At 70.6% G+C, this 11,866-nt stretch carries 10 protein-coding genes and 1 pseudogene; 5 read left to right on the forward strand and 6 right to left on the reverse strand.

Annotation, left to right across the window (positions count from 1 at the left end; all coding sequences use genetic code 11):
- Positions 1–143: 143 nt before the first annotated feature.
- Complete coding sequence (locus OHA11_RS19260; RefSeq protein ID WP_266507290.1) at positions 144–1,298, forward strand: acetyl-CoA acetyltransferase; 1,155 nt, start codon at positions 144–146, stop codon at positions 1,296–1,298.
- 99 nt (positions 1,299–1,397) lie between these two features.
- On the opposite strand, the pseudogene OHA11_RS19265 reads toward OHA11_RS19260, so the two are convergent.
- A pseudogene (locus OHA11_RS19265) lies at positions 1,398–1,502 on the reverse strand (dihydrofolate reductase); the annotation flags it as partial.
- Positions 1,503–1,618: 116 nt separating this feature from the next.
- Positions 1,619–2,164 carry a hypothetical protein gene (locus OHA11_RS19270; protein WP_266497969.1) on the reverse strand — a complete coding sequence of 182 codons (546 nt, stop codon included), beginning with the start codon at positions 2,162–2,164 and terminating at the stop codon, positions 1,619–1,621.
- Positions 2,165–2,400: 236 nt separating this feature from the next.
- On the opposite strand from OHA11_RS19270, the gene OHA11_RS19275 reads away from it, so the two are divergent.
- Positions 2,401–3,078 carry a pyridoxal 5'-phosphate synthase gene (locus OHA11_RS19275; RefSeq protein ID WP_266497971.1) on the forward strand — a complete coding sequence of 226 codons (678 nt, stop codon included), beginning with the start codon at positions 2,401–2,403 and terminating at the stop codon, positions 3,076–3,078.
- 232 nt (positions 3,079–3,310) lie between these two features.
- On the opposite strand, the gene OHA11_RS19280 is transcribed toward OHA11_RS19275, so the two are convergent.
- The 3 genes from OHA11_RS19280 to OHA11_RS19290 form a co-directional block, all read right to left on the reverse strand.
- A complete protein-coding gene (locus OHA11_RS19280; RefSeq protein ID WP_266497973.1) occupies positions 3,311–3,913 on the reverse strand; it encodes a GNAT family N-acetyltransferase in 603 nt (200 codons plus the stop codon).
- A gap of 187 nt (positions 3,914–4,100) precedes the next feature.
- Positions 4,101–4,562: a Zn-ribbon domain-containing OB-fold protein gene (locus OHA11_RS19285; RefSeq protein ID WP_266497975.1), complete on the reverse strand. Its 462-nt coding sequence runs from the start codon at positions 4,560–4,562 to the stop codon at positions 4,101–4,103.
- A 28-nt stretch (positions 4,563–4,590) separates the two neighbouring features.
- Positions 4,591–5,040 carry a DoxX family protein gene (locus OHA11_RS19290; RefSeq protein WP_266497976.1) on the reverse strand — a complete coding sequence of 150 codons (450 nt, stop codon included), beginning with the start codon at positions 5,038–5,040 and terminating at the stop codon, positions 4,591–4,593.
- Positions 5,041–5,399: 359 nt separating this feature from the next.
- Here OHA11_RS19290 and OHA11_RS19295 point away from each other — a divergent pair, with 359 nt between their 5' ends.
- Entirely contained in the window at positions 5,400–6,626 is a 1,227-nt protein-coding gene (locus OHA11_RS19295; RefSeq protein WP_266497978.1) for an NAD(P)/FAD-dependent oxidoreductase, read from the forward strand.
- Between the two features lie 66 nt (positions 6,627–6,692).
- Here the strand turns inward: OHA11_RS19295 and OHA11_RS19300 are convergent, their stop codons facing one another.
- Positions 6,693–7,967, reverse strand: coding sequence for a hypothetical protein (locus OHA11_RS19300; RefSeq protein ID WP_323186592.1), 1,275 nt, complete (start codon positions 7,965–7,967; stop codon positions 6,693–6,695).
- Positions 7,968–8,391: 424 nt separating this feature from the next.
- Between OHA11_RS19300 and OHA11_RS19305 the strand changes: the two genes are divergently transcribed.
- Together OHA11_RS19305 and OHA11_RS19310 are read left to right on the forward strand one after the other, a co-directional pair.
- Positions 8,392–10,617, forward strand: coding sequence for an acetate--CoA ligase family protein (locus tag OHA11_RS19305; RefSeq protein ID WP_266497983.1), 2,226 nt, complete (start codon positions 8,392–8,394; stop codon positions 10,615–10,617).
- Between the two features lie 416 nt (positions 10,618–11,033).
- Positions 11,034–11,813, forward strand: coding sequence for an enoyl-CoA hydratase/isomerase family protein (locus tag OHA11_RS19310; RefSeq protein ID WP_266497984.1), 780 nt, complete (start codon positions 11,034–11,036; stop codon positions 11,811–11,813).
- Positions 11,814–11,866: the final 53 nt, after the last annotated feature.

The following is an 11,866-nucleotide window of genomic DNA, read 5'->3' on the forward strand; positions in this document are numbered from 1 at the left end:
GATTCATGACTGGGGCGACGGGCACTGGGGCTGGGGCTGGGACCGGAAGTAGAACTGGGACTGGGACTGGGACTGGGACTGGGACTGGAACCGGGAGTCGGCCTCGGGCTCGGACTCGGACACGGGGTGGGCGGAAGGTGGCGGTGGTCGGCGTGTCCCTCTCCGACTGCGGCCGGGTGGACGAGGCGACGCCGTACGCGCTGCATGCCCAGGCCGCCCGCCGGGCGCTGGCCGACTCGGGCCTGGACCGCACGGTGATCGACGGCTTCGCGTCGGCGGGCCTCGGCACGCTGGCCCCGGTCGAGGTGGCCGAGTATCTGGGCCTGCGGCCCACCTGGGTCGACTCCACGTCCGTCGGCGGATCCACCTGGGAGGTCATGGCTGCCCACGCGGCGGACGCGATCGCCGCCGGGCACGCGAACGCGGTCCTGCTGGTGTACGGATCCACCGCCCGCGCGGACATCAAGGCGGGCCGCCGCACGGGCAACCTGTCGTTCGGCGCGCGCGGCCCGTTGCAGTTCGAAGTCCCGTACGGCCACACGCTGATCGCGAAATACGCGATGGCCGCGCGCCGCCACATGCACGAATACGGCACGACGCTGGAGCAGTTGGCGTCGGTGGCGGTGCAGGCGCGGGCCAACGCCGCGCTGAATCCGGACGCGATGTTCCGGGACCCGATCACGGTCGACGACGTCCTGTCGGGCCCGATGATCGCGGACCCCTTCACCAAGCTGCACTGCTGCATACGGTCCGACGGCGGGGCGGCGGTCCTGCTGGCGGCGGAGGAGTACGTACGGGACTGCCGTACGGCTCCCGTGTGGGTACTCGGCACCGGGGAGCACGTCTCGCACACGACGATGTCCGAGTGGCCGGACTTCACGGTGTCACCGGCGGCGGTGAGCGGCCGAACCGCGTTCCAGCGGGCGGGAGTTGGCCCGGAGGACATCGACTTCGCCGAGATCTACGACGCCTTCACCTATATGACGCTGGTGACGTTGGAGGACCTGGGCTTCTGTGCGAAGGGGGAGGGCGGGGCGTTCGTGGACGCCGCGAAGGGGCGGCTGACGGTCGGCGGCGAGTTCCCGGTCAACACGGACGGGGGTGGCCTGTCGGCCCAACACCCGGGCATGCGGGGCCTGTTCCTCCTGGTGGAGGCGGTACGTCAACTGCGCGGCGAGGCGGGCCCCCGCCAGATCCACCGCCCTGACGGCGGCCTCCCGGAACTCGGGGTGGCGTCGGGAACGGGCGGCTGGTTCTGCTCTTCGGCGACGGTGGTGCTGGGCCGAGAGATGTCGTGAGACTGGGAGTGGGAGGGAATGGGTGGGGGTGGGTGGGGACTGGCCATCGTCCTGACCTGCGGGTGGGTGGGGACTGGTCGCGCACAGCAACTGCCGTACGACCGACACGCCCATCTCGTCGTTGAAGTACGGAAAGTGCCACTGGTCGGGCGCCTCGACGACACCGTCGAGCGAGATGAACAGGCCGGCGCTGATCTTCCTCATGGCATTCCTCCAGGTTCCGGCGGGAGCTGGTCCATGAACTCCGTGTCGTCGAGTTAGACACCAGCGTCGGAAGGAACTAATCGCCGCTGGCCGAACCCTTCAGCTCACGACCCGATTCATGATCGGATCACGAGGGCAACGGGCGCGAGAACACGGTTCGACAGAAGCACCGGAACCGATACCGATACCAGTACCGGAACGACTCGCCGCTCCCGACCCTGATCCCGTCCCCCCGCGAAGACGAACAGCCGCAGCACCATGAAGCGTCCGATCCCGGCGAGCCCCGAGGCGCTGAGGTAGACGACCTGCTCCGTGAGTACCCCCGGCGACGCCTGCACGAGGTGCAGGATCAGCATCGCGAGGGAGGTCACCGTGTACGCCGCCGTGGCCGACCCGGCGGACTGCCAGTGCCGGCGCCACCCGGCCCGCTTCCCGGTCCCGAAGGTGAAGAGCGCGTGCAACTCCGTGCAGAGGACGGTCGAGGCGACCGTGATCATCGCGTTGGCCACCGCCCAGGGCAGCACCCCGGCCAGCACCGCCACCGCACCACTGGAGAGAACCCCGATCCCGCCCCCACACACTACGAACCGCACGAAGGAGGCGAACGCCCCGGGAGCGACCCCGCCCACCGCCACCGGCTGCTGCGCGAGCTGCGACTTCATGGGGGAGGTTCCTTCCGGGCGGCGGGGAGGCGGGGAGGTGAAGCAGTGGGGCAGTGGAGCAGTGGAGCAGTGGGGCAGTGAACCCTGCGATCAACTGGGTTCAACAATGCCGTCGCCCGCACGCCCCAACGAGACAGCACGCACCCGAACCCATGCTGGTGCTGGCTCCACCATGGAAGGGGGGTCCTCCTGCCGAACAGCCGGTCTGAGCCGGAGGCAGACGCGACAATCGACCCATGAGCACCGAGTCTTCCTCCTCGTCCTCCGAGTTCGTACGGCTGTTGAAGGCCCAGCGGGTGTGGGACACCGAGCTGCCCCGCTTCATGCCGGACACCGCCCCGGCGGAGCCGTTGCCGCTGTTCGAGCAGTGGTTCGCGGAGGCGGTGGCGGCCAGGCAGCCCGAGCCGCACACGATGTCCCTGGCCACGGCGGACGAGGCGGGCCGGCCCGACGTGCGGATCGTGATGCTGCACGGCGCGGACGAGGAGGGCTGGCACTTCGCGTCGCACGCGGGCAGCCGGAAAGGCCGACAGCTGGCGGCCAGGCCGTACGCGGCGCTCAGCTTCTACTGGCCCGTGCAGGGGCGGCAGATCCGGGTGCGCGGCCCGGTGACGGTCGCCCCGCCCGAGGTGGCGCACGCCGACCTGCACGCCCGCTCGACCGGAGCCCTCGCCTCCGCCCTGGTGGGCCACCAGAGCGAAGTCCTCGACTCCTACGAGGAGTTGGAACGCGCGTCGGAGGCCGCCTGGCACCGCGCCCACCAGGAACCGGACGCGCCCGCACCCTCATGGACGGTGTACGTACTGACCCCGGACGAGATCGAGTTCTTCCAGGGCGACGCACAACGCCGCCACGTACGCCTCACTTACCACCGCACCCAGTCCACTTGGCAGAAGGAACTGCTGTGGCCGTAGGCCCGCCGGCGGGCATCCGACACCTGCGGCCGAGTGGGAGCTGGTCGCGCAGTTCCCCGCGCCCCTAGGTAGGCGAGGGCTGAGGCAGGTTGTCCAGTGCCGTCCAGTGCCGCTGATCCAGTCCCGCCCAGGAAGGCCCCGCAGGGGCCTTTCAGGGGCGCGGGGAACTGCGCGACCAGCCCCCACCGCCCCGCAGCCGCCCATGCAACCAAGCCCCCGCCCCACCCGGGCGTCACAAAACAGCAGGCTCCCCATCCGTGGCGAGCCGCGCATGCAGATGCACATCCCGGAACGCATCCTGCTGCCCCGCCTCGAACATCGCTCCCCGCAACGTCCCCTCATACAGAAACCCGCACCGCTCAGCGATCCGGCACGACGCGTCGTGGCCAAGGGCATGCCCCAACTCCAGCCGGTGCAGGCCGAGCCCGTCGAACGCCCAGCGCCCGGCCACCGCGAGCGCCCGCGTGGCGACCTGACGCCCACGCGCCTCGGGCAGCACCCAGTAGCCGACCCGGGCGACCCGTATGACGTGGTCGATGTCGTTGACCCCGATGTGCCCGAGCGTCGCGCCGCTCTCCGGGTCGGTCACGCGGAAGGAGGCTGCGGCCCCTTCCGCGGCCGCCTTGGCCCGCGCCCGCAGCGACTCCCGCGCGCCGTCCCGGTCATCCAGCGCCTTGAGCGGCGTGTTCCACCGCTTGAACTCCGGGTCCGAACACCCCCGCAGCCACGCCTCGACATCCGCCTCGGCCTCCGCGTCCCACGCCCTCAGCGACAGCCCGTACCCGTGGAGCTCGGGAAAGGGCCGGCCGGAGCGGGACACGTACGAGTCGGTCATTGAGCCATTCAACAACGGGCTCCGGAACGGCAGGACGCTGGGGCGCGCCGAGGTGCGGGCCCGGGCACTCGCGAGCCTGGTCGAGACATCGAGACATCGAGACATCGAGAACGCCGAGCACGCCGAGAACTGCCAAGAGACCAGCTGACGTTGGCGACCGCCCTCGATCAGTCCCTGTCCAGCGGCGTTACGGCTGCTCGCGAGAAGCGGGCCGGAACACAGGAACCGTGACCGCCCCCTGTGCCTCCTCGGTTCGGAAGGCCACCTCCACCGCCATCCCCACCCTCAGCGATTCCTCCCCGCACTCCACCACCTCGGTCATCATCCGCGGCCCCTCGGAGAGGTCGACGACGGCGGCGACGTACGGCGTACGGGCCCCAAAGGGCGGCAGGTCGTTGCGGTGGACGACAGACCAGGTGTAGAGCGTGGCGCTGCCGCTCGCCCGTTCCCAGGTGACGTCCTCGCTCCAGCAGTACGGGCAGAACTCGCGGGGGTAGTGGTGGGCGCGCCCGCACGCCCCGCACCGGCGCAGGAGGAGGTGCCCCTCGGCGGCCGCTGCCCAGTAGCGGCGAGTGAAGGCGTCGACCTCCGGTACGTCGAACCGCGTCACCGTCACCGTCACCGCCGCATCCCCGTCAACTCTCGCCACCGCGCCTCCGCCAGAACAGGGCCGGCCATCAGAAGAACCCCAGCGCGCTGTCCAGCGACCACGTCTGCCACGACATCCCGAAGAGAGCCACCAGGGAGATCAGCGCCATCATCGCGTTCTGCCCCTGCTCGGCCCAGTCGTGGATCATCAGCACGAGGTAGAGGCCGTTGAGAAGCAGCCCGCCGACCAGGGCGATCGGGGTCAGGAAGCCCACGACCAGACCGAGCCCGAGGGCAAGTTCCGCGTACACGACGACGTACGCCATCGTGCGCGGACGCGGCGCGACCACGACGTCGAAGCCGCTGCGCACCGCGTGCCACCGGTGCTTCGCGGCGACGCCCGCCGCCCACGCGATCCCGGTCCCGCGCTCGAACCAGCCCTTCTTGTCCTTGTGCCGCCAGCTCTCCAGCCACCACAGCCCGAGGCCGATACGCAGCACGGCGACCCATTCCGCACCGGTGAGCCAGATCGTGTCCATGAACTCCCCTGCCGCTGAACGAAATCTGACGGAACGTCAGTTCAGCGGATACGGGGGCCGACGCGCAAGACACGCGCAGACATGATCTCCCTGGCCCGGGATCCACGAAACGCCTTGCCGTAGGCCGCACCCTGCCGCGACAGCGGTGGTCCGGGGCGCCCGATGAGGCCCGAGAGCACCCAAGGGCACCCGCTCGCCGCGCTCCCGCCGTACATCCGTCGCGCATCCGCCCCCGCCGCACGGTCCAAGACAACTACGTCACCAGTCCCACCCACTTCTCCTACAGTCGTGATCAATCCGCAACCAATTCCGGGCTTGACCGAGACCCATCAAGTGACGGCGCGCATACGCTCTGGCACATGGCCGACTCCGACTCCACAGCCTCCGACTCCGCGGCGCCCGCGAACCCCGCGGCGCAGTTCCGCGCCGACCGTCCCGTGTACGTCATCGGCGGCGGACCGGGCGGTCTCGCGGCGGCGCACGCGTTGCGCGCGCAGGGCGTACGGGCCGTCGTGCTCGAGAAGTCCGAGCGCGTCGGGGCATCCTGGCGGCAGCATTACGACCGGCTGCGGCTGCACACCACGCGGCGGCTGTCCGGGCTGCCGGGGCTGCCGATGCCGCGCTCGTTCGGGCGGTGGGTGTCGCGCGACGACGTGGTGCGGTACCTGGAGAAGTACGCCGAGTACCACGAACTGGAGATCGTCACGGGTGTCGAGGTCTCCCGCGTGGAACGCTCCACCGACGGCAGCCGCTGGCTGCTGCGCGCCACCGGCGGACGCGAACTGACCGGCAGCGCGGTCGTCGTCGCCACCGGCTACAACCACACACCGCACGTGCCCGACTGGCCCGGCCGCGACGCGTACAAGGGCGAACTCCTGCACGCGGGCGCGTACCGCAACCCCGCCCCCTACACCGGACGCGACGTCCTCGTCGTCGGGGTCGGCAACACCGGTGCCGAGATCGCCGTCGACCTCGTCGAGGGCGGCGCCTCGCGCGTACGGCTCTCGGTGCGGACCGCGCCGCACATCGTGCGCCGGTCGACGGCCGGCTGGGCGGCCCAGTTCACCGGGATCCTCTGCCGGCGGCTGCCGGTCGCGCTGGTGGACCGGTTGGCCGGGCCGCTGGCCAAGGTCAGCGTGCCCGACCTGTCGGAGCAGGGGCTGCCGAGGCCCGACACCGGGCTGTACTCCCGCGTGAAAGAGGGGGCCGTCCCCGTGCAGGACGTCGGTCTCATCGACGCCGTCCGCAAGGGGCGCGTCGAGGTGGTGGCCGCCGTCGACGGCTTCGAGGACGGCCAGGTCGTCCTCGCGAACGGCGACCGCGTCGAGCCCGACGTCGTGATCGCCGCGACCGGTTACCGGCGTTCCCTGGAGGGCGTCGTCGGACACCTCGGCGTACTGGACGGACGGGGGCGGCCGGTCGTGCACGGGGCGCGCTCCCCGAAGAACGCGCCCGGCCTGTACTTCACCGGCTTCACCAACCCCATCAGCGGCATGTTCCGCGAACTGGCCATCGACGCAGAGAAGATCGCGAAAACGATCGCGCGCGACGCGGAACGAAGGCGTCCGTCCCGCATCGCGCGCTGATCGCGACAGCAACCGCGACCGCGACCGCGACCGCGACCGCTGAGCTCAACTCGTTGGCGTTTCCGCCTAGTTGACGACCAGGCTCGCCGAGTTGTTCGTGCTGTCCGGGTCGAACGGGAAGCCCTCGCCCCACTCCGGGCGGAGCGTGACCGCCCCGCTCGCCCCGGGCACCACCGTGTCGACGCGCAGCCTGAAGTCGTACGTCGTCTCCGAGTTCTCCGTCACCCAGTGCGGCAGGGCGCAGACGTAGCGCGGGGCACCCGTCGAGCCCGGGTAGTAGCCGCCCTCCAGCGTGCGCGGGGAGCAGTCGGACGGAACGCCGGTGACCGTCGTGCCCTGCGGGACGCGCAGGTCGACGAGGGCCACCGCGTCGCCGGAGCCGAGGTTGGCGACCCAGGCCGGACCCTTGTTCCGGAAGGCCAGCGTGGCCGTCACCGTGTCACCGGCCGCGCCCGTGACCTCGGCGCCGCGCACCGCGAAGTCCGCCGTGTTGTCGGCGCCGATCTGCAGCGCCACGTAGTTGTCGTCGTCCCAGAGGTCGGTGGCACCGGCGCCGGGTTCGACAGAGAGATCCAGCCGCTCGTTGAACGCGTGCGCCGCGATCGCCACCTTCAGCGGCTCGGGCAGCTCGAAGGAGTCACCGGGCGCGAGGACCTCGTCGAAGGTGCAGGTGGCGTGCGCGACCGGGATCGAGGCCGTGTACGTGCACTCGGGGTACTTCGACACGAAGTCGAGCCCGTACGACGCGTACATCGTCAGCGTGAAGCCGTTCGATGTCTCGTTGCCCTTGTTGGACAGGGCGAACGGGATCGTCTCCGTCGTCCCCGGCTCGGTCTCGCCGATCGGGGCCTCGTCACGGATGGAGAGGTCGGGGCCCGAGGCGACCGTGAGCGTCGTCTCGGAGCTTTCCTCCGCCACGAGAACGCCGCCCGGGCCGCCGGTGGCCGTCGCCTCGTACGTGATCCGGCCCTGCGCACCGCGCTCGGCGCCGTCGGCCGCCCGGACCGTCAGGTGGATCTGCTTGTTGTCGCCCTCCCCGACGACGGGCACGTCCGGCATGACGCACACCGCGGTCGTGCCGCTCGGTGTGCAGTTCTCCGGCCAGGTCACCTCGGCGACCCCCGCGAGCCCCGAGACGTCCACGGTGATCCTGCCGTCGGTCACCGTGAAGGTGCTGTTGTCGTGGTACAGGCCCAGGTCGAGTTGGCGGGTCGCCGGTTCACCGCCGTCCGTGCCGAGCGGCAGGCTCTGCTCGTACGGCGCGTTGATCCACAGCTGGTCGGTCTCCGGTTCGGCGGCTGCCGCGGGCAGGGCCAGGCCCACCGTCAGCAGACCGGCCACCGCACCGGCACAGGCTCCTAGGCGCGCAGCGCGCCGGACGGAGTCGGGTCTCATGTTTCCCCCAAGGGACTCGGTCGTCTCCTTCAACATGGTCAACACGTAGACATCCGGGCGTGGTTGAGGGTTGTCCTGGAACGCTGCGCGATCCTTGCGTGATCTGTGCGCCGTATGTGCGTGGTTCTTGGCGATCCGTGCGTGGTTCGTGGCGATCCGTGCGTGGCCCGCGTTGGCCGGGGTCGGCCCGGGTGCGTCGGGGCCGACCCGGATGCGTCGGGGTCGGGTGCGTTCCCGGACGGGTTCCGGCGGGTACGAACCCTGTGTTCGCCACAAGTTCTTTGCGTGCAGACCAGTTCCTGACAGGGCGTCAGTTAAGTAATCTGACACTGCGTCAGTTATTGGCAGCCACTCAGGAGCGGGCGGACCGATGCTTGGATCAACCCACGGCACTCTCACCACCGACTCCCGCCGGGCCCGCGTCATCGCCTGCGGTGAGCAACCGGCCCCTGCCGTGCACGGCAGGCCCGCCGCCACCGACGACCTCGACGTCAGCGGCCGGCCGCTGTACGCCGGCGTACCCGATCTGGACCGCTTCTTCCGCCCCGAGTGCGTGGCCGTCGTCGGCGCCTCGGACGCCGAGGGGCGACCGAACACCGGCATCACAAGTCAGCTGCTCGCCTGGGCCGAGCGGGTCGGCGCGCGGCTGCATCCGGTGCACCCGACGCGTGAGTCGGTCTTCGGCATTCCGTGCGTCGCCGCTGTCGGGGATCTGCCCGAACAGGTCGACCTTGCCGTGCTGTTGGTCTCCGACCCACTGCCCGTGATCGAGGAACTCGCCGAGTCCAAGGTGAAGTTCGCGGTCGCGTTCGCCTCCGGGTTCGCCGAGACGGGCGCGGAGGGCGCCGCCGCGCAGGCCCGGCTGGCCGCCGCCGTGGGGCGCTCCGGGCTGCGCCTGCTCGGCCCGAACACCAACCTCAATGCTTTTGAGAGGTTCCGCGAGGATTTGGATGGCCCCGCGATCGCGCTGATCACCCAGTCCGGCCACCAGGGGCGTCCCGTCTTCACCATGCAGGAACTGGGCGTACGGCTCTCGCACTGGGCGCCAACCGGCAACGAGGCCGACCTGGAGACCGCCGACTTCATCTCCTACTTCGCCGAGCAGCCGGAGGTCGGCGCCATCGCCTGCTACGTCGAGGGGCTGAAGGACGGGCGGTCCTTCCTGCTCGCCGCGGACCGGGCGGCGCGGCGCGGGGTGCCGGTGGTGGCGGTGAAGGTCGGCCGCACCGAGACCGGCGCCCGTACGGCCGCCTCGCACACCGGGAAACTGACCGGCGCGGATGATGTGGTGGACGCGGCGATGCGGCAGTACGGGGTGATCCGGGTCGACGGGCTCGACGAACTCCAGGACACGGCGGCGCTGTTGGCGCGTGCCCGGCCTTCGGCCGCCGACGGTGTCGTCGTCTACTCGATCTCGGGCGGCACGGGTGCGCACTTCTCGGACCTCGCGACGGAGGCGGGGCTGTCGCTCCCCAGGCTGTCGCCCGGCAAGCAGGCCGAGTTGCACGAGTGGATCCCCGAGTACCTCGACGTGTCCAACCCCGTCGACAACGGCGGGCATCCCGTGGGCGACTGGCGCGGGCGGAAGATCATCGACGCGATCCTCGCCGATCCGGAGGTGGGGGTGTTGATCTGTCCGATCACGGGCCCCTTCCCGCCGATGAGCGACAAGCTGGCGCTCGACCTGGTGGCGGCGGCGGAGGAGACCGACAAGCTGGTGTGTGTGGTGTGGGGGTCGCCGGTGGGGACGGAGGCCGCGTACCGGGAGACGCTGCTCGGGTCGTCCCGGGTGGCCACCTTCCGTACGTTCGCGAACTGCATCACGGCGGTTCGGGCGTATCTGGAGCACGGGCGGTTCGCCGCGTCCTACCGGTCGCCCTTCGACGAGGCGCCGCGTACGTCGTCTCCCTCGTTCCGCAAGGCCCAGGCGTTGATGCGGCCGGGGCAGCGGTTGAGCGAGCACGCGGCGAAGCAGTTGCTGCGCGCGTACGGGATACGGGTGCCGCGGGAGCAGTTGGTGACCAGTGCGGCAGCGTCCGTGCGGGCGGCCGGGCTCGTCGGCTACCCCGTGGTGATGAAGGCGTCCGGTGCGCAGCTCGCCCACAAGACCGAACTCGGGCTGGTGAAGATCGGGTTGACGTCGGCGAGTCAGGTTCGTGACGCGTATCGGGAGCTGACGGATATCGCGCGGTACGAGGAGGTGCCGCTCGACGGGGTGCTGGTGTGTCAGATGGTGGAGCCCGGGGTCGAGATGGTCGTGGGGGTCACGCAGGACGCGCTGTTCGGGCCGACGGTGACGGTGGGGCTGGGCGGGGTGCTGGTGGAGGTCCTGCGGGATTCCGCTGTGCGGGTGCCGCCGTTCGGGGAGGAGCAGGCGCGGTCGATGTTCGATGAACTGCGGGGGCGGGCGTTGTTGGACGGGGTGCGGGGGCGGCCGCCGGCCGATCTCGACGCGCTCGTGGAGGTTGTGCTGCGGGTGCAGCGGATGGCGCTCGAACTGGACGGGGAGTTGTCCGAGCTGGACATCAATCCGTTGATGGTGTTGCCGCGGGGGCAGGGGGCGGTTGCGTTGGATGCGCTGGCGGTGTGTCGCTGACCGTGTCGCTGACTGCGGGTTGTGTGTGGCTGATCGCGCCGTTCCCCGCGCCCCTAAAGACGCGCCAGCGGTCTGTTGCCGGGTCGGGGCCGCGACGGGGCATCCGATCGCAGCTGTGTCATCCCCTGCCTACTGGTTGCTCACGGGAGGTCGTGCTGCGATCGGAAACCCCGACACGACCCCTTGCGCCGGGGGGCGGCTGCCGCCCAGTGGGGCCACTTGTAGAGACACGACCACCACAGGCGCCTTTAGGGGCGCGGGGAACTGCGCGACCAGCCCACGACGGCTCGCGCTTGCGCACCGGCCCCAGGCACATCTTTCAGGGGCGCGGGGAACGGCGCAGTCCTTTAGGGGCGCGGGGAACTGCGCGACCAGCCACAGACGGCCCGCACCCACTCCACGGACGGAGGCACCCCTTGATACTCCACACCACCGCCACCCACGTCTCATGGATCACCCTCAACCGCCCCGAAGCCATGAACGCCCTCACCCCCGACCAACGCGACCACCTGATCCAGCTGTTCGAGGCCGCCTCCGCGAACCCGGACGTACGGGCGGTCGTCATCACGGCGACCGGTCGCGGATTCTGCGCGGGCGCAGACCTCCGCGGCGGCCCGCCGGCAGGCGACCGCGTCGCCGGCGACGTAGCCCGAGTCATCCGCCAAGGCGCCCAGCGCCTGATCACCGCCGTCCTCGACTGCGAGAAGCCGGTGATCGCCGCGGTGAACGGCACCGCAGCAGGCATCGGCGCCCACCTCGCCTACGCCTGCGACCTGGTCATCGCCGCCGAATCGGCCCGTTTCATCGAGGTGTTCGTACGCCGCGGCCTCGTCCCGGACGGCGCCGGCGCCTACCTCCTGCCCCGCCTGATCGGTCCCCAGCGAGCAAAGGAGCTGATGTTCTTCGGCGACGCCCTGACCGCCGCGGACGCGGAACGCCTCGGGCTCGTCAACCGCGTCGTACCGGACGAGGAGTTGGAGAAGACGGCCCGCACCTGGGCCGAACGCCTCGCCACCGGCCCCACCCGCTCGCTCGCCCTCACGAAGCACCTGGTGAACGCGTCCCTGGACACCGACCGGTCGACCGCCTTGACCGCCGAGGCCACCGCACAGGAGATCAACATGACGACGGCGGACGCGAAGGAGGGGGTGACGTCGTTCGTGGAGCGGCGGAGCCCGGATTTCCGTGGTCGCTGACCCCTCGTCCTCCCCCTCACGCTGTCGTTGCCGCCAGGTCAGGAAACCCCTTC

Origin of the sequence: Streptomyces sp. NBC_00878 (assembly GCF_026341515.1) — a bacterium.
Taxonomy (GTDB): Bacteria; Actinomycetota; Actinomycetes; order Streptomycetales; family Streptomycetaceae; genus Streptomyces.